The 17,756-nt window shown below is 68.8% G+C and carries 20 protein-coding genes; 11 read left to right on the top strand and 9 right to left on the bottom strand.

Features of this window, described 5'->3' with window-relative positions; translation table 11 throughout:
• Nucleotides 1-51: 51 nt before the first annotated feature.
• From P0R32_RS09410 to P0R32_RS09400, 3 genes are read left to right on the top strand one after another with little or no spacing between them, the layout of a single operon-like run.
• Nucleotides 52-1,488 (top strand): bifunctional metallophosphatase/5'-nucleotidase, encoded by a 1,437-nt coding sequence (locus P0R32_RS09410; RefSeq protein ID WP_276236693.1) that lies wholly within the window; start codon nt 52-54, stop codon nt 1,486-1,488.
• Between the two features lie 54 nt (nt 1,489-1,542).
• Nucleotides 1,543-1,995, top strand: a complete 453-nt coding sequence (locus tag P0R32_RS09405; protein ID WP_276236692.1) for a universal stress protein — start codon at nt 1,543-1,545, stop codon at nt 1,993-1,995.
• Nucleotides 1,992-2,969: a biotin--[acetyl-CoA-carboxylase] ligase gene (locus P0R32_RS09400; RefSeq protein ID WP_276236691.1), complete on the top strand. Its 978-nt coding sequence runs from the start codon at nt 1,992-1,994 to the stop codon at nt 2,967-2,969. The genes P0R32_RS09405 and P0R32_RS09400 overlap by 4 nt, the downstream gene beginning before the upstream one ends.
• A 39-nt stretch (nt 2,970-3,008) precedes the next feature.
• Here P0R32_RS09400 and P0R32_RS09395 read toward each other — a convergent pair whose 3' ends face one another.
• The 9 genes from P0R32_RS09395 to P0R32_RS09355 form a co-directional block, all read right to left on the bottom strand.
• Complete coding sequence (locus P0R32_RS09395) at nt 3,009-3,449, bottom strand: universal stress protein (RefSeq protein WP_276236690.1); 441 nt, start codon at nt 3,447-3,449, stop codon at nt 3,009-3,011.
• A gap of 194 nt (nt 3,450-3,643) precedes the next feature.
• Nucleotides 3,644-3,910, bottom strand: coding sequence for an elongation factor 1-beta (locus P0R32_RS09390; RefSeq protein WP_276236689.1), 267 nt, complete (start codon nt 3,908-3,910; stop codon nt 3,644-3,646).
• A 2-nt stretch (nt 3,911-3,912) separates the two neighbouring features.
• Nucleotides 3,913-4,098, bottom strand: coding sequence for an HVO_2753 family zinc finger protein (locus P0R32_RS09385; protein ID WP_276236688.1), 186 nt, complete (start codon nt 4,096-4,098; stop codon nt 3,913-3,915).
• A gap of 118 nt (nt 4,099-4,216) precedes the next feature.
• Entirely contained in the window at nt 4,217-5,440 is a 1,224-nt protein-coding gene (locus P0R32_RS09380; RefSeq protein WP_276236687.1) for a tripartite tricarboxylate transporter permease, read from the bottom strand.
• Nucleotides 5,441-5,612: 172 nt separating this feature from the next.
• On the bottom strand, nt 5,613-5,954 hold the full coding sequence (gene rpl12p, locus P0R32_RS09375) for a 50S ribosomal protein P1 (RefSeq protein WP_276236686.1): 342 nt from the start codon (nt 5,952-5,954) through the stop codon (nt 5,613-5,615).
• An 18-nt stretch (nt 5,955-5,972) separates the two neighbouring features.
• Nucleotides 5,973-7,019, bottom strand: coding sequence for a 50S ribosomal protein L10 (locus P0R32_RS09370; RefSeq protein WP_276236685.1), 1,047 nt, complete (start codon nt 7,017-7,019; stop codon nt 5,973-5,975).
• Entirely contained in the window at nt 7,016-7,654 is a 639-nt protein-coding gene (locus P0R32_RS09365; protein WP_276236684.1) for a 50S ribosomal protein L1, read from the bottom strand. Before P0R32_RS09365 ends, P0R32_RS09370 begins: the two co-directional genes overlap by 4 nt.
• A gap of 137 nt (nt 7,655-7,791) precedes the next feature.
• Entirely contained in the window at nt 7,792-8,604 is an 813-nt protein-coding gene (locus tag P0R32_RS09360) for a PHP domain-containing protein (RefSeq protein WP_276236683.1), read from the bottom strand.
• 226 nt (nt 8,605-8,830) lie between these two features.
• On the bottom strand, nt 8,831-9,319 hold the full coding sequence (locus tag P0R32_RS09355) for a 50S ribosomal protein L11 (RefSeq protein ID WP_276236682.1): 489 nt from the start codon (nt 9,317-9,319) through the stop codon (nt 8,831-8,833).
• 150 nt (nt 9,320-9,469) lie between these two features.
• Here P0R32_RS09355 and P0R32_RS09350 point away from each other — a divergent pair, with 150 nt between their 5' ends.
• The 8 genes from P0R32_RS09350 to P0R32_RS09315 all read left to right on the top strand — a co-directional run bounded on the left by P0R32_RS09350 (nt 9,470) and on the right by P0R32_RS09315 (nt 17,700).
• Nucleotides 9,470-10,438, top strand: a complete 969-nt coding sequence (locus P0R32_RS09350; RefSeq protein WP_276239388.1) for an aldo/keto reductase — start codon at nt 9,470-9,472, stop codon at nt 10,436-10,438.
• 119 nt (nt 10,439-10,557) lie between these two features.
• Nucleotides 10,558-11,535, top strand: coding sequence for an aldo/keto reductase (locus P0R32_RS09345; RefSeq protein WP_276239387.1), 978 nt, complete (start codon nt 10,558-10,560; stop codon nt 11,533-11,535).
• A gap of 52 nt (nt 11,536-11,587) precedes the next feature.
• On the top strand, nt 11,588-12,655 hold the full coding sequence (locus P0R32_RS09340) for a TrmB family transcriptional regulator (RefSeq protein ID WP_276236681.1): 1,068 nt from the start codon (nt 11,588-11,590) through the stop codon (nt 12,653-12,655).
• 176 nt (nt 12,656-12,831) lie between these two features.
• Nucleotides 12,832-14,316 carry an extracellular solute-binding protein gene (locus P0R32_RS09335; protein ID WP_276236680.1) on the top strand — a complete coding sequence of 495 codons (1,485 nt, stop codon included), beginning with the start codon at nt 12,832-12,834 and terminating at the stop codon, nt 14,314-14,316.
• Nucleotides 14,317-14,451: 135 nt separating this feature from the next.
• Complete coding sequence (locus tag P0R32_RS09330) at nt 14,452-15,387, top strand: carbohydrate ABC transporter permease (RefSeq protein ID WP_276239386.1); 936 nt, start codon at nt 14,452-14,454, stop codon at nt 15,385-15,387.
• Entirely contained in the window at nt 15,384-16,319 is a 936-nt protein-coding gene (locus P0R32_RS09325) for a carbohydrate ABC transporter permease (protein ID WP_276236679.1), read from the top strand. The genes P0R32_RS09330 and P0R32_RS09325 overlap by 4 nt, the downstream gene beginning before the upstream one ends.
• 6 nt (nt 16,320-16,325) lie before the next feature.
• Nucleotides 16,326-17,504, top strand: coding sequence for an ABC transporter ATP-binding protein (locus tag P0R32_RS09320; protein WP_276236678.1), 1,179 nt, complete (start codon nt 16,326-16,328; stop codon nt 17,502-17,504).
• A 1-nt stretch (nt 17,505) separates the two neighbouring features.
• Nucleotides 17,506-17,700 (top strand): DUF8005 family protein, encoded by a 195-nt coding sequence (locus P0R32_RS09315; RefSeq protein WP_276236677.1) that lies wholly within the window; start codon nt 17,506-17,508, stop codon nt 17,698-17,700.
• Nucleotides 17,701-17,756 lie beyond the last annotated feature (56 nt).

The raw sequence follows: 17,756 nt of genomic DNA, 5'->3' as shown, positions 1-17,756 counted from the left end.
ACCGAACCCGGAGCGTTCTTGCCCAGAACGGCACACCACACGAACGACTGAATGCCTCGGTTCCTCCACTACTCCGACATCGAGAACGTCTACGACGACCCCGAGCGCGCGGGGCGCCTCGCCGGGCTGATCGACGGCCTCGACGGCCCGGACGCCGCCGTCGTCGGATCGGGCGACGACACGTCGCCCGGCGTCGCCGCCACCGTCTCGAAGGGCCGACAAGCGGTCGACTTCTACCGCGCCGTCGACACCGACGTGGAGACGTTCGGGAACCACGACTTCGACTTCGGCCCCGACGCGGCCCGCGAAGTCGTCGTCGACTCCCCGCAGACGTGGGTGTCGGCGAACGTCCGCGACGAGGACGGCGAGCCGTTCGGCGAGCGCGAGGGCGTCGTCCCGTGGACGGTCGAGCGCGTCGACGGCGAGCGCGTCGGCTTCTTCGGCGTCACCGACCCCACGACGCCCTCGCTGAACCCGATGGCCGCCGACATGACGTTCACCGACCCGTACGAGGCGGCCCGCGCGTGCGTCGACACCCTCCTCGCGGAGGGCGTCGACCGTATCGTCGCCGTCTCTCACCTCGGGAGCGGCGACGACGACCTCGCGCGCGTCGACGGCGTCGACCTCGTGCTCGGCGGGCACGTCCACAGCGAGCGCGCCGAGGAGGTCGACGGCGTCCTCTGCACGCGCCCGGGGGTCAACGGGGAGACGGTGCTGGAGGTGACGCTCGACGACGACGGTGCGAGCGTGACGCGCCACAGCCCCGACGGCGCACCCGTCGACGAACGGGTCGCCGACGCCCTCCGCGAGCGCATCGCCGCCGCTGGCCTGGACGACCCGGTGGGTCGCGTCGCCGAACCAATCGAGCGCACCGAGGCGGCCATCCACGGCGGCGAGTGTCGAATCGGCAACCTCGTCGCCGACGCCTACCGGTGGGAGGCCGCCGCCGACGTGGGACTCCAGAACGCCGGCGGCCTCCGCCTCGGCCACGACCTCGCGGGCGAGGTGACGCTGGCGGACCTCCTGTCGGTGCTGCCGTTCGAAGAACCGGTCGTCGAGGTGGAACTCACGGGTGCGGAACTGCTCGACGCCTTCCGGCAGATGTCTGCCGCAGTGGTCGACTTCGGCGAGGACGACTGGTGGCACGGCCACCTGAGTGGTGCCGCCATCGTCTGGGACGACGACGCCGCGGAACTCGTCTCGGCGACCGTCGGCGGCGACCCGGTCGACCCGGACCGCACCTACCGCGTCGCCACCCCGGAGTACATCCTCCACTCGGACCACGAGTTCCCCGCCATCGACGAGCACCACCGCGCCGGCGAGTACGGGATCCAACACGAGGTGCTCGCCGCGTACGTCCGCGAGCACGGCATCGACCCGCGAGTCGAAGGGCGGATTCGCCGCGTATCCGGCGGCGAAGACGGTGGCGGCGTCGCGACCGGCGCCGGAGCGCCCGCGCAGTCGGGCGGTTCCGCGGGCGACCAGTAGGTCGGCGGTGTCACAAGAGGAAGTGTTTACACGGGCCGGTGCGTCGTGTCGACAATGACGCTGGTCGTCGTGCCGGTGCGATACCCACTCTCGAAACACTCGAGAGCGACGCTGTCGGAGGCGATCCGGATCGCCGAGGAACGCGACGCCGAGTTGACCGTCCTCCACGTGGATCTGTATCAGGACGGCAAAGAGGTGACCCGCACCGGCCTCAAACGCGCGGTCGAGCGCGAGTTCGGCGGACTCCCCAACGTCCGCTACGTCGTCCGCCGGGGGTTCCTCGTCGAGGAGACCATCCTCGACGAGGTCGCCGCCGAGCAGGCCGAGGTGGTCGTGATCGGTGCCAAGCAGGCGAGTCGCTGGCGCCGAACCATCCAGAAACTGTTCTCCGACCCGGACATCGAGTCGTTCCTCAAAGGGAAACTCGACGCGACGGTGATCACCGTGCGAGCCGACGGTGAGGCCCGCGAACTCGCGTCCGCGAAGGGCGGGCGCGACGACCCGTGAGCGACGCCGTCGAGGCGGGCCTCCCAGCCACGCGCCGGCGCCTCCTCGACGCCCTCGCCGACGGTCCCGTCTCGGGGCCGGCGCTCGCCGACGAGGTGGGCGTGTCGCGCGCCGCCATCTGGAACCACGTCGAGGCGCTCCGCGACGCCGGCCTCGCCGTCGACAGCACCGACGACGGGTACGTCGTGGGCGACGTGTCGGGCTACTCTGGCGAGGCTATCGCCTACGGCCTGGACGGCCCGTTCGCCGTCGACTACCACGACAGCGTCGGGTCGACGAACGACCGCGCGCGCGAGGTGGCCGCCGCCGGTGCTCGCGACGTGGTGGTCGTCGCCGACGAGCAGACCGCCTCGCGCGGCCGCCTCGACCGCGAGTGGGTGTCCCCGCCCGGCGGCGTCTGGCTCTCCGTTGTGTGTCGCCCGGAGGTCCCTCCGGCGCACGCGCCGGCGTACACCCTCGCGATGGCGGTCGCGGTCACGCGCGCCTGCCGGGAGGCCGGCGTCGACGCACGGATCAAGTGGCCCAACGACGTGTTGGTCGGCGACGGCGGCGAGCGTGGCGGGCGGAAACTGTGCGGGATCTTGACCGAGATGGAGGGGGAGGCGGACCGCGTCTCGTGGCTCGTGATCGGCGTCGGCCTCAACGCGAACGTCGACCCCGCCGACCTCCCACCGGACGCTGACGCGACGAGTCTCCTCGCCGAGCGCGGCGACCCGGTCGACAGGCACGTGCTCGTCCAACGGATCGTCAAGGAGTTCGACGCGCTCCGGGGCGACCTCCGCGGCGCGGTCGACGCGTGGGAGGAGTACGCCGACACGGTCGGTCGCCGCGTCCGTGTCGACACGCCCGGCGGCGTCGTCGAAGGCGAGGCCGTCGGCGTCGAGTTCCCCGGCGCGCTCCTCGTCGACACCGGCGACGACACGGTTCGCGTGACCGCGGGTGACTGCGAGCACCTCCGCCCGGCGGCGGAGTGAACACGCGAGAACCCGCGAGGAGAGGCCGAGTCCGGTCGGTCAGTTCCGGTCGGTCACGCGCACCGTCAACACCGGCACGTTCGACGCCCGGACGACCTTCTCTGCGACGCTTCCGAGCAGGAGCCGATCGATCCCGCCGCGGCCGTGTGTGCCCATCACGATCAGGTCGCAGTCGTTGTCCTCGGCGTAGCGGACGATCTCTCTGCTCGGCGACCCGTCCACGACCGCCGTCTCGACCGGGACCTCGTAGTCGTCGCCGAGCGCCTCCACGAGCGAGACGGCGTCATCGGCGTCGCTGCGGAGCATCTCGTCGATCCCCTCCCAACTCGACTCCATCGGCATCCCCGCGTACGACGCCGAGTTGACGACGTACAACGCGTGGACGGTCGCCCCGTGCTCGACCGCGAGGTCGACCGCGTGGCGGACCGCGCGCTCGACGCCGTCGGAGCCGTCAGTCGGAACGAGGATTCGGTCGTACATCCCCATGTGAATGTCTGACGTAGCCTGACGGCGGGGAGTGATTAACCCTTCGCCCGGATGGGGCGCCGTCTCGCGGTTTCGAGTTTCGAATCGTAACACGCGACGCCGGCCGAGGTCGCCGAGCTACCGGCTCGGCTGGTGGGTCTGGTGAACTGCGAGAAATTGGGACCGGGCGCGGTCCCCGAGTGGCCGGCTTACAGGCGGCCGACTTCTTCGACCTTCGCGGACTCGACGCCCTCGACGCCGGAGAACGCCTCCTCGACGGCCTCCGTTCCGCCGGCGTCGTCGGGGACGACGACCATCGGCAGGAGGGCGACGAGGCCGAACGCGACGTCGTCACGCTCGACGGTACGGATCTCCGCTCCCTGCGGGAGCGACTCCTCCAGCTTCTGCTGGAGTTCGTCGAGGTCGATCTCGGGACTTTGCGGCATGACCTTCATCTTCGCGGCGACCTTCCCCATCGTTAGGGCCCCCGGAAGCCGCAGTCCGTGCACTCGTACAGGTTGCTCTGCTTGCGGCACTTCGCGCAGCGACTGATCTGCGTGCCGCAGTCGGGGCACTTGAACGTCGCCGCCGCCGTGCCAGCGACGTTGATGCCACAGGAGACACAGCGCCGCTCGGAGCGCTGGTCCGACTCTGACTGGCTCATAGGGCTAGAGACCGGCGCGCGACTTTTAACGGTTGTCTTTCAGCCGGCACGTGGCCGCCGGGTCGCTCGCGTCCGGCGGTCCGGTCTCGTACCCAACCCGGATCTGTGGGGCTCGCGTTCACGGGACGATCAGCGGTCCGAGCAACACCCCCATCAGGTGGACCCGGCGACAGCCCAGTCGGACCGGCACGAAGCCGACGACCGAGGCAGCGAGGAACACCACGACGCCAGTGGTGCCGGCGAACGCGGCTGCGAGGCCGACCAGTCCCACCACCACCCCGACGACGAGGGGACGGTGCGGGAGCGCCCCGACCACGCGGAGCGCCGTGTCGCCGGCGACGACGACGCCGAGGGCTCCGACGGCGCCCGCGAGCACGAGCACCGCCAGCATCGGCGGCAGCACTGCCTCGACACCCGCGTCGCGCATGGCGACGAGCACGCCCGAGCGCGGGGCGTCGAACGCCGCGTAGGCGAACAGCGCAAACACCGCCGTCGCCGTGTTCGCCCCGCTGGTGGCGACGACGTACTCGCGGACGGGATCGTGACCCGGTGTCGCCGGGAGCGCGAGCACCGCGGCCACGCCCGCGGAGATGCCCGGGAGGTAGCCCACCGCTGCGCCGCCGCCCGCGCCCGCCACCGCCGCCCCGGTCACCGCGGTGTGAGAGAGTCCGACCCGGGCGTCCGCCTGTGGCGGGACGCCGGCGCCGTCGGCGGCGTCGACGAGCACCGGGACGCCGAACAAGCCGGCGAACAGCGGGGCCAGGACGCCACCCGCGGAGACGACGCCCGTGGCGGGCGCGTCGAGGGCGACCAGTCCAAGCGCGGTTGCCGTGGAGAACGTCACCGCGCCAGCCAGCCGTCGCCGCGTCGACGCCTCGGTGACGACGAGGAGGAGTGCGACGGCGGCGAGGACGAGCGGGAGCCACCGGCGCAGATACGGGTACGCCACCCGCATCGCCGCGGTGACGCCGACGGCGAGTGGAACCGCGGTCACGAGTGCCAGCCCGGAGCCGACCGCAGACAGCCGGAGCGCCTCGCGACCGCGACCCTCGGCGACGAGTCGGTGCCCCGGGAGCGCGGCGGCGGCCATCGCGGCGTCCGGTACGCCGAGTGCGAGCGACGGCACCACGTCGAGGAACGTGTGGACGACGCCCGCCGCGAGCATCGCACAGCCGAGGGGGAGCGGCGGGGCGTCCACCGCCGGCGCGAGCGACGCGAGCAGGAACGCGAAGTTGTTGGCGTGCAGGCCCGGGATCAGGCCGCTGCAACAGCCGAGCGCACAGCCCGCGAGCGTGTACGCGAGGAGGAGCGTGCCGGCGGTCGGATCGGCGAGGGGAGACACCGCGCGGGAGTGGTCGCGGCTTCGGCCTTCAACACTCGGTGTGTGGCGGGACGCGAGTGCCGACGAGTCAGATCACGCTGAGAGGGTCCGGCGGCGCCGTCGCTGGCGGGTGTGGCGTCGAAAGAAGTGGTGATCTCGGGTGGATCGAACGAGTCGAGGTGACCTGCCGGCGTTAGCCGAACAGCTCGCCCAGGCCCTCGCCCGAGCTCTCGTCCTCGTCGTCGTCGTCGTCGGCCTCGTCGGCGGCCTCCTCCTCGGCGTCGTCGTCGCCGTCGTCGGCCTCCGCCTCGTCGTCGGAGCCGCCAGCGGCGCCGCCCGCGGCGCCCGCGGCGGGCGCAGCGGCGGCCGTCTCGATGGCCTCCTCGATGTCGACGTCCTCCAGCGCGGCCACGAGGGCCTTCACGCGGGATTCCTCGACGTCGACGCCGGCGGCTTCGAGCACCGCCGTGACGTTGTCCTCGTTGATCTCTTCGCCCGTCTCGTTCAGGATGAGTGCAGCGTAAACGTATTCCATGGTCCTGTGTAGTGGTGTTTATCCGAACATCGCGCCGAGGCCTTCCGCGCCGTCGCCGTCGTCTTCGTCGTCGTCGTCGGCGCCGTCGTCGGCAGGCTCGGCTTCCGTGTCCTCGTCGTCGCTCGATTCGTCCGTCTCCTCGGCAGCCGGTTCGGCCGCGGGCGCCTCGACGCCGCGGAGCTCCTCGGGGAGCGCCTCGTCGTCGTCGATGGCGGCCGCGAGCGAGCGCAGCTGTGCGTCCGCGCGGGCCACGAGGTCGGGCATGAGTTCCTCGTCCTCGATGGCGGCGAACAGGCCGACGGACTTCGCCTCGCCGGCGGCCTTGCCGAGCAGGGTGCCCGCGGTGCGGGCGGTCGGGTAGGCGGCGTTGACCGAGAGGTTGCGCGCCGCCGCCGCGGCGGACTGGACGTCCGCGCGGTACTCGTCCACGTCGATGGCGAGCTCGTCCGGCTCGAACAGCACGCCGTCCGCGAAGACGGCGCGCAGGTCCAGCCCGACTTCCTTCGGCTCGATGCCGAGTTCGCCCAGCACACCCGCGAGGTCGTTCGAGACGACCTCGCCGGCGTCCAGGACGTGCGAGTCGGAGAGCACCTGGATGGAGCCCTCCTGGATGCGCGCGTCGGCGCCGACCTGTTGGAGTTCGCCGACGAACGGACCGGGGTCGACCCCCGTGTCACCCTCGGGGATGACGATGTCGTTCGGGGCGACTTCGCCCGCCGCGATGGGGGCGGAGGTCTTCGACGCCTCGAGCTGCTTGTACAGCCCGAAGGGGTTGTCGTCCGTCCCGATGAGGCCGACGTGGCCCGAGACGAACTCGTCGAGGTCTTCGATGCCGGCGTCGACCTCGTCCAGCGCGCGCTGGATGAGCGTGTTGCGGGACATCCGCAGCGCGGCCTGCCCGTGCAGGTCGCGGCGCATGTCCTGGAGCTGCCGGCTCGGGATGCCCGTCAGGTCGACGACGCCGACGGCGTCGTACGACTCGACGAACGCGACGAGCTCGGCGACCTCCTCGCGCTTCCACTCGGGGATGGTCTCCGTCTTGCGCTCTTCTGCGGAGCTGCTCATACGGGCACCTCCACGGACGGACCCATCGTCGTCTTGACGTAGATCGCGTCGATGTTGAGCGGCCCCTTCTCGAGGTCCGCCTCCAGCCGGCGGACGATCACGTCGATGTTGTCGGCGATCTCGTCCGCGGTCATGTCCTGGGCGCCGACGCGCGTGTGGAACGTGCGGCGGTCCCGGGAGCGGAGCTGGACGGTGTTCTTCATGCGGTTGACGGTCTCGACAACGTCGTCGTCGGGCTGGAGCGGCGTGGGCATCTTGCCACGCGGCCCCAGGATACGCCCGAGGTTGGACGCGACGTCCTGCATCATGTCGGCCTCGGCGATGAAGAAGTCCGTTTCATCGGCGAGATCCTTGGCCTCGCCCTCTTCGGATGCGAGATCCGAGAGGTCGCTGCCGGACAGGACTCTGTCGGCGACGTCTTCCGCACGGAGGGCTGTCTCACCCTCTGCAATGACGACGATCTGTGTCTCCTGGCCGGTGCCGGCCGGGAGCACGACTTCGTCGTCGACTCGATTCGACGGGTCGTTGAGGTCCAGGTCCCGAAGGTTGATCGCCAAGTCCACGGTCTCGCGGAAGTTGCGAGCGGGGGCGTCCTCCAGTGCCTGGGTTACTGCGTCCTCGATTGAATCTGCCATTTTTCACCTCCGTAGTACGCAGGAATGCTCCTACGGGTCAGTGAAACAGGCGTACGCCTGTCTCACCGTCAGGTCCGCCCACGCGACACTTAAGACCGTCGAAGCCCTCGCCGCCGCGTCCACCGTTCACACGGTCGCTACTCCGCCGTGGCCGGCCACGCCTCCGACCTGCCGGCGACCGACAGCGGCGACACCGGGTCGATGCCGTGTCGCTCGCAGACGCGCTCGAGGGCGGCGACGCGCTCGTCGAACTCCTCGGGGCGGTGGGCGTCGGTGCCGACCGTGAACGCGACGCCGCGGTCGACCAGCGCCGCCAACAGGTCGTCCGTCGGGTGGAGGTCGAGGTCGCCGTCGCGGGCCACTCGCTTTGCGTTCACCTCCGGCACCGTCCGGGAGGCGGCGAACGCGTCGGCGACGCGGCGCACCTGCTCGTCGGTGCGCAGCCCCGCGAGCTGGGGGTGTGCCTCCACCACGTCGACGTGGGCGGCGACCTCGAACAGGTCTGACGACGCGAGCGCGACGACCGCGTCGTAGTAGTCGGCGACGACCGTCTCCGGGTCGGGCGTGTCGGGCGTCGAGAAGTCCTCGAAGGAGAAGACCGTGTGCTCGCCGACGTAGTGGACGCTCCCGAGCGCGTAGTCGAAGTTCGCGTCGGCGAGGAACGCGTCGATGCGGGGTTCGGCGCCGGGTTCGTAGTCCACTTCGACGGCGTCGTAGATGGCGATGTCGCGCTCCTGGCGGAGCGACTCGATGGAGGTCCGGCGGCGCTCGTAGGTGAGGTCGAAGTTGCGGGCGTGCTGGTTGCGCTTCGCACGCCAGTGCGGGTCGCGCGTCACCGAGCAGTGGTCGGCGAACCCCACCCCGTCGAGCCCGGCGTCGGTGGCGGCGTCGAGCATCCGCTCGAGGTGGCCGCCGTCGGAGTACACCGAGTGGGCGTGGTAGTCGTGCATACCTGACAACCGGTCGGCGCGAGGTTAACCCCTCTGTCGCTCACAGCGGCGGTGAAACGGAGCGCCTACCGAGAGCGGTGCAACCTCGGTGTGTCTCCCACCACCGAACAATACCCGCCCCACCCGGACCCGCTGCACGAAGCTGCCGCTGGCGGCCGAGCAGGACGCGACGACCGCCGAGCATCGGCGGCCGCGTCGCGAGAAGTGGAGTGAAGTGGAACCCGAGTTACGCCGACGCTTCTTCGGCGAGGATGTCGTCGTACTCGCCGGCGTCGACGCGGTCGTCGAACGTGCGGGCGTCCTCGCCGTCGATGGTGACGCCGAGAGACGCGCACGTGCCGCCGACCTCCTTGGCCGCGGCCTTCACGTCGTACGCGAGCAGGTCGGAGATCTTCTGCTCTGCGACCTTCTTCACCTGCTCGACGGTCATGTCGGCGACGAAGTCCTTCTGGGGCTCACCCGAGCCCGTGTCGAAGCCGACCTCGTCTTTGATCAGTTCCGCCGTCGGCGGGACGCCGACTTCGATGCTGAAGGAGCCGTCGTCGTCGTACTCGACGGTGACGGGCACCTCCATGCCGTCGAACGCGGCAGTCTGGTCGTTGATCTCGGAGACGACCGCCTGCACGTCGACCGGCGTCGGACCGAGCTCGGGACCGAGCGGCGGGCCGGGGTTGGCCTGGCCGCCGGGAACGAGCACTTCGATGGTTCCAGCCATGCTTTCGGATTCCCCGTCGCGTCGTTTAAGGATTGTCTTTGCGACCGATTCCGAGCCCGTGTGCGTGGGATCTGCACACACTCTGCGATCGGATCACCGGCGCTTATTCGGGTCGCGGGCGGGGGTCCCCTCATGACCGACGCCGTTGACATGACGTACACGCGTCTGGGCGACACCGGGTTGGAGGTCTCGCAACTGTGCCTCGGGTGTATGAACTTCGGGAGCGAGCGCCCGTGGATGATGAACGACCGCGCGGCGAGCGTCGAGTTGATCCACGAGGCGCTCGACCTCGGGATCAACTTCCTCGACACCGCCAACGTCTACTCTCGCGGCGAGAGCGAGGATATCGTCGGCGAAGCCGTCGCCTCCGCGAACCGCGACGAACTCGTCCTCGCGACGAAGGTGTTCGGCGACATGGGCGAGGGCCCGAACTCCTCGGGGCTGTCGCGAAAGCACATCCTCGACCAGGCCGAGGCGAGCCTCGACCGCCTCGACACTGACTACATCGATCTCTACCAGATCCATCGCTGGGACGACGACACGCCCATCGAGGAGACGCTCGAAGCGCTCGACTACCTCGTCGAGACGGGGCGCGTCCGCTACATCGGTGCGTCGACGATGACCGCCTACCAGTTCACCAAGGCGCTGTACACCAGCGACGTCGAGGACCTCTCGCGGTTCACCTGCATGCAACCGGAGTATTCGGCGGTCGCCCGCTACGAGGAGGCGAACCTCCTGGAGGTGTGCGAGGGCGAGGGCGTCGGCGTCATCCCCTGGTCGCCGTTGGCGGGCGGCTTCCTCACCGGCAAGTACGAGCGCGGGGCCGGGCCGGACGACGGCACCCGCGGCGCCGCCTCCGAGTCCGTCCGGAGCTACTTCACCGAGGAGAACTGGGCCGTGCTCGACGCCGTGCGCGACGTGGCCAGCGAGGTCGACGCCTCTCCGGCGCAGGTGGCGCTCGCGTGGCTACTCGAACGCGACGCGGTGACGGCGCCCATCATCGGCCCGCGCACGAGCGAGCACCTCCGCGAGAACGTCGGCGCCCTCTCGGTCGGCCTCACAGCCGACCAAGTCGAGCGAATCGCCGAACCGAAGACGCCGCGGTATCCGCAGGCGTAGTCCGGCGCGGCGGCGGTCGCTCGGACCGCCGGGTGTCGACGGCCCCGACGCTTATCGACGCCGCCCGCGAGCGTATGCGTATGAGTGCCACAGACGGCGACGCGGTCGACCCGCCGGAGATGACGTACACGCGCCTCGGCGACACCGGGCTGGAGGTGTCGCGGCTGTGTCTCGGCTGCATGAACTTCGGGTCGGCCGAGCCGTGGATGATGAACGACCGCGCGGCGAGCGTCGAGTTGATCCACGAGGCGCTCGACCTCGGGATCAACTTCCTCGACACGGCGAACGTCTACTCGACCGGCGAGAGCGAGAACATCGTCGGCGAGGCCGTCGCCTCCGCGAACCGCGACGAACTCGTCCTCGCGACGAAGGTGTACTTCGGGATGCACGACGGTCCGAACTCCTCGGGGCTGTCGCGCAAGCACATCCTCGATCAAGTCGAGGCGAGCCTGGACCGCCTCGACACGGACTACATCGACCTCTACCAGATCCACCGCTGGGACGACGACACGCCAATCGAGGAGACCCTCGAAGCGCTCGACCATCTGGTCGAGACCGGCAGAGTCCGCTACATCGGCGCCTCTACCATGACGGCATACCAGTTCACCAAGGCACTGTACACCAGCGACGTGGAGGACCTCTCGCGGTTCACCTGCATGCAACCGGAGTACAACGCAGTGGATCGCCACGAGGAGGCGAACCTCCTGGAGGTGTGCGAAGGCGAGGGTGTGGGCGTCATCCCCTGGTCGCCGCTCGCGGGCGGCTTCCTCACCGGCAAGTACGAGCGCGACGCCGAACCAGAGTCGGGGCTACGCGCCGACGCGGACGAGTACACGCGCAACCGGTTCACCGACGAGAACTGGGCGGTGCTCGACGCCGTGCGGTCGGTGGCGGACGCGCGCGACGCGACGCCGGCGCAGGTCGCCCTCGCGTGGTTGCTCCACCGCGACGTCGTGGATGCGCCGATCATCGGCCCGCGGACGAGCGCGCACCTTCACGAGAACGCAGGTGCCGTCGGCATCGACCTCGACGCCGACGAAATCGCGCGGATCGACGCGCCGAAGACCCCGCGGTGGCCCGCGCCCGGGAAAGACTGAGTCGACGAGCCACAGACGGTACGGTTTTGCCCGTCCCCCACCGCCACCAGCCATGGAGACCGAGTCGCTCGTCGAGACGTTGGAGGCGGCGGGCCTCTCGCCGTACCAAGCGACGGCGTACGTGGCACTACTCGATTTGGGGACCGCGTCTGCGACGGACGTGGCCGAGGCGAGCGGCGTCCCGGCGCCGCGGATCTACGACGTGTTGCGGTCGCTGGAGGAGTTGGAGTACATCGAGACGTACGAGGAGGGGTCGCTGCGCGCGCGGGCACACAGTCCATCCGGCGTGCTCGACGACCTCCGGGGGCGCGCCTCGCGGCTGGAGGCGGCCGCCGAAGAGGTGGAAGACCGCTGGGAACAGCCAGAGTTGGAGGCCGGCGGCGCGAGCATCGTCACTCGCTTCCGGACCGTCATCGAGCGCGCCGAGACGTTCATCGAGGAGGCGACCCACCAGATCCTGCTGTCGACGACGACGGCGAACCTCCAGCGACTCGCGCCGGCGCTACGGGCCGCCACCGAGCGAGGCGTCTCCGTCCGCGTGTCGGTCCACACGGAGAACGGAGAGTCCGTCCCCGCACCGGACCTGTTCGACGACATCTGTCGAGAGGCGCGCCACCGGCCGCTCCCGGCGCCGTTCGTCGCGCTCGCGGACCGGCGGCAGGCGTCGTTCGCGCACCACCCCGACTCCTACGACCAGTACGGCGTCCTCGTGAACGACCGCACGCACACGTACGTGTTCTACTGGTACTTCCTCACCTGCCTGTGGGAGCCGTGGGAGACGGTGTACGACGCCGCCGGCGACGGTCTCCCGATCGAGTACCTCGACGTGCGCCACCTCGTGCGCGACCTCCGCGAGTTGGACTGGGAGCGAGACCCCGTCCGCCTCCGCGTCGAGGGACACGACACCGCGACCGGCGAGGAGTGCACCGTCGAGGGGACCGTCGTCGACGTGCGGGTGCCGTTCGCCTCGGACGCGAGCACCGGCTTCGAACTCGCCGGGCAGGTCACCGTCGACCTCGACGTCGACGGCGAACACGTCAGCGTCGGCGGGTGGGGTGCGATCGTCGAGGACGTCGAGGGGACGCGGCTCACCGTCGTCGACGCCCCCGGACTCGAGTGAGAGGGCGCGTCCACGCAAGCGGCGACCCGTTCTGCCGACAGCCATTTGACAGATGCGAACCTATACAATACCGTCGTCTCGGTGCGGACGCCCCTGCCGCATAGCGACCCGTCAATTAACAACTGCTGTTGTAAAACCCATAGCCTATATTAATGATTGTTCCCTATGACACGCCGATGTCTGACGACAAGACACGGAACGGCGTATCGCGGCGAGAGTATCTCGCCGCTGCGGGGGCGTCCGGGGCAGCGCTCGGCTTGGCTGGCTGTCTCGGCGGCGGCGGAGGCGGTGGATCCGGCTCCGGGCCGATCAACACCGAGCCGCCCGAGGAGGAGGTCACGATTCAGATCGCGGCCGACTCGAACTTCTCGAACGCGGCGGACGACATCGTCCAGACGCTCCGCGAGGACGGCGGCCTCCCAGAGAACATCGACATCGAGTTCCTGGCCGGGTCGTTCACCACGGGCGACCGACGCTCGCAGTACCAGCAGATCCTCTCGGCGGGACAGGAGCGACCGACCGTCATGATGATGGACAACGGGTGGACGATCCCGTTCATCGCCCGCGAGCAGATCGCGAACCTCAGCGAGGCGCTCCCAGAGTCCATCACGAGCCAGGTCGAGGACAACTACGTGCAGAACATGGTCGCGACCGCCCAGAACGGCGACGGCGACCTGTTCGGCATCCCGCTGTTCATCGACCTGCCGACCATCCAGTACCGCAAGGACCTGTTCCGCGAGGCGGGCTACACCGACGACGACTTCGACACGTGGGCGACCGAGCCGATGACGTGGTCGGAGTTCTCCCAGGCCGTCGCCGAGGTGCAGGAGGCGACCGGCACCCAGAACGGGTTCCTCTGGCAGGGCTCCTCCTACGAGGGACTGTCCTGCTGTAGCTTCATCGAGTTCATGGGCTCGCACGGCGGCTCGTACTTCGGCGAGTTCGAGAACTACTTCGGCCCCGTCGGCGACCGCCCGATCACCGTCGAGGGCGAGGGCGTCGTGAACGCCATCCGCATGCTGCGGACGTTCATCTACGGCTCGGACGACGACGTCGCACTCGACGGCTACTCGGAGATTTCGCCGCAGGCCGTCGTCCAGTACACGGAGGAGCCGGCCCGCGAGCCGTTCACGAACGGCAACGCGGTCGCCCTGCGCAACTGGCCGTACTCGATCAACATCAACGGCGCAGAGGACGTCTTCGGCGAGGATCTGGGCGTCATGCCGATCCCGTACGCGGTCACCGAGGAGGAGTCCGAGTACGAGTCCATCGGCGGCACCACCGCCGCGATGGGCGGGTGGCACCTCACCCTCAACCCGAACGCGTCTGACCTGCGCAAGCGCGCTGCGCTCCAACTGTTCAAGGCGCTGCAGGAGGAGTCCGTCCGCCTGCGGATGGCGGAGATTGGTGGGTGGATCCCCCCGATTCCGGACCTCATCGACACCGAGCAGACCCGCTCGCTCGACCTCATCGGCCGCTACGTCGGCAGTCTCGCTGTCGCCGCCGAGAACTCCCTGCCGCGCCCGGTGACGACCGTGTGGACCCAGGAGTCCACGCAGATCGCCAGCGAGGTCAACGCGGCGCTCCGCCAGGAGAAGACCCCCGAGCAGGCCATGAGCGACCTCACCAGTTCGCTCGAAGAGATCGAGAGCTCGGCGTAAGCCGGCACCTCGTCTCCGCATCACACTTATTACCAACATGAACAATTGCTAGCAAGACGCATGAGTACAGATCAACAAACGGGGGATCTCTCCAGTGAGAGACGGAGCGGGGTGTACGCCGACACCGTCCGCTGGATGGAGAACCTGTCCGAGACCCAGTACGCGTACCTGCTGTTGACGCCGGCGCTGCTGCTGCTGGCCGTCATCGCGTTCTGGCCGCTCCTGTCGACGTTCCGGCTGTCGCTGTTCGCGGACAGCTTGGGGGCCGCGACCGTCGGGGAGTTCGTCGGGTTGGAGAACTACGTCGCCATCATCACGGGGCAACGAACGGCACTGCTGCCGTCGCCGTTCCTCCCGCAGGCGCTCACGGTGACTGCGCTGTTCAACAGCGCACTGGCGGTGACCATCGTGTTCACGATCATCAGCGTCTCCTTCGAGACCATCATCGGCTTCGTGCAGGCGCTGATCCTCGACCAGGACTTCCGCGGGCGGCGCTGGGTGCGCGTCGCGATCATCCTGCCGTGGGCGATTCCGATCGTCGTCCAGGGGATGATCTTCTTCCTGATGTTCCAACCGAACGTCGGGTTCCTCGTCGGCACCGCCGACAACCCGTCGTTCCTGAACCAACTGGGCCTGCTGTCGGTGACGCCGCTGGCCAACGCCCAGGACGCGACGATGATCGTCATCGTGGCCGACGTGTGGAAGACGACGGCGTTCATGGCGCTGCTCATCCTCGCGGGGATGCAGTCGATCGACCGGAGCCTGTTCGACGTGGCGAAGGTCGCCGGCGCGTCGCCGTGGCAGCGCTTCAAGTACATCACCCTGCCCATCATCCTGCCGACGGTGCTGGTCGCGATGCTGTTCCGCACCATCCAGGCGATGCGCATCTACGGGCTCATCGAGACGGTTGCGGGGTGTACCACGGTGCCGTCGTTGTCGTGTCTGGTCGTGACGACGTTCAACAACCGACTCCTCGGCTCGTCGGCGACGATCGCGTTCATCACGGCGGCGGTCATCGGCGTCGTGGTGTCGATCTACATCGTCGGCTACGCGCGAGGTGAGATGGCATGAGCAGGGACACACGCACGGACGGTGGCATCAGAGACGAACCGGAACTCAAGCGCGGTCCGCTCCAGCGGTGGGTCGCGAGCACGATCAAAGAGCCGGAGAAGGCGTACAGAGCGATGTTCTACGTCGCGACGCTCTTCTTCCTCGCGACGACGCTGTTCCCGTTCTACTTCCTGCTCGTGCTCGCGTTGACGCCGGAGAACGCGCCGCTGGCGCTGTTCCCGACCACGCCGCGCTTCAGCGTGTTCCTCGACGTGTTCGAGCGGGTCAACTTCCTGCGGTACATGTTCAACAGCCTGGTGCTCGCGCTGTCGACCACCGTCATCGTGCTGGTGCTCGCGAGCCTCGCGGGGTACGTGTTCGGTCGCCTGCAGTTCCCCGGCCGGACGCCGCTCATGCTGCTGGTCCTCGCGATCAGCTACTTCCCGCCCGCGGCGTTCTTCGTCCCGCTGTACCAGCTGTTCACGGGGAACGTGATCCCCGGAGTGAGTCTGTACAACACGCCGGGATCGATGATCCTCCCGTTCAGCTCACTGTTCATGCCGCTGTCCATCTTCATCCTCACGACGTTCTACGGGCAGATCCCTGACGGCTTGGAGGACGCCGCCCGCGTCGAGGGGACGACGCGACTCGGCGCGCTGTTCCGGGTCATCATCCCGCTGTCGGCACCGGGCGTGGCCACGGCCGGCGTGCTCACGTTCATCTCCGTCTACAACGAGTTCTTCTTCAGCCAGTTGATGAACAACGGACAGCCCGGAAACTGGGCCCCCATCGTGGGCGGCCTGCTGAGCCTGCAGCGCGCGGGCCAGTTCCAAGTCACCTACGGCGTCATGGCCGCCGGCAGCATCATCGCGGTGGTGCCGGTCGCCATCCTCGTCGTGGTCGCACAGGAACGCATCGTCAGCGGACTGACCGCCGGCGCACTCAAGGAGTAACCACCAATGGCACGAGTACACCTACAGGACGTGACGAAACGCTACGGGGACGTAACCGCGGTCGAGGGGATGAACCTCGACATCCGCGACGGGGAGTTCGTGACCCTCGTCGGCCCCTCGGGGTGCGGCAAGTCCACGACGATGGAGATGATCGCCGGGCTGACGACGCCCTCTGAGGGCATCGTCAACATCGGCGAGCGGGACGTGACGTACCTCCCGCCGAAGGACCGGGGCATCTCGATGGTGTTCCAGAACATCGCGCTGTTCCCGCACATGGACGTGTACGACAACATCTCCTTCGGCCTGCGCCTGCGCAACTACGAGAAGGAGGAGATCGACCGGCGCGTCGAAGACGCCGCCAGCGTCGTCCAGATGGAGGGGATGCTCGACCGCATGCCCGACGAGATGTCCGGCGGCCAGCGCCAGCGCGTCGCCATCGCCCGCGCCATCGTCCGGAACCCCGACGTGTTCCTGATGGACGAGCCGCTGGCGAACCTCGACGCGAAGCTGCGGGTCCACATGCGGACGGAGCTCCAGCGCCTCCACAAGGAGTTGGAGACGACGATCATCTACGTCACCCACGACCAGGCGGAGGCGATGACGATGTCCGACCGCATCGCCGTCATCAACGAGGGCGAACTCCAGCAGTTCGACCCGCCGCTGGTCTGCTACAACGAACCCGCCAACGAGTTCGTCGCCGGCTTCATCGGGTCGCCGTCGATGAACTTCACGACGGGCACGCTCACCCAGACTGGCTTCGAGTCGGAGTTCTACGAGGTGACTTTCGACACCACGGGCGTCGACGTGACGCCCGGCAACGGCGTCACCCTCGGGGTGCGGCCCGAAGACGTGTACCCGACGGAGTTCATCGACGACGCGGCGGACCCGACCGAGGTCATCGAGGCGGAGGTCGACGTCCTAGAGCCGATGGGCGACGAGATCTTCGTCTACCTCATGCTCGACGAGGACAACGAGGGCGGGATGGGTGGCACCGCCGCGGGCAACGACAGCCTGCTGATGAGCGTCTCGCCCGACAGCGACCTGTCGGAGGGTGACCGGGTCGAGGTCGTCCTCGACCGCGCGAAGATCCACCTCTTCGACGAGGGGACGAGCGAAGCGCTCACCCACGGCGTCTCGCGCGTGGCCGAGACCGCCGCGGACGCGCAGGGAGAGGAGGCCGAGTAGGATGGTCGACGCCCTGTACCTCGCGGCGGTGACGCTGCTGTTCGTCCCGTGGGTGTACGGGCTGTACGCGCTGGTCCGAGACACGAGGAACCGCTACCTCCCACTCGCGCGGCAGTACCTCGACGGTCGTCGGCGACAGAAGCAGCAGTCGGAGGCCGACCGCGAGCGCGAGGAACAGGAACGACAACTATACTGACCACCCCCTCGTTTCTCGGGTTGATATGAGTTACTCGCATCCGAGTAGTTGCGAGG

The sequence above is a fragment of the Halobaculum marinum genome, from assembly GCF_029338555.1.
GTDB lineage: Archaea > Halobacteriota > Halobacteria > Halobacteriales > Haloferacaceae > Halobaculum > Halobaculum marinum.
The sequence above is the reverse complement of the archived record's forward strand: the minus strand, read 5'-3'. Positions and strand labels throughout refer to the sequence as shown.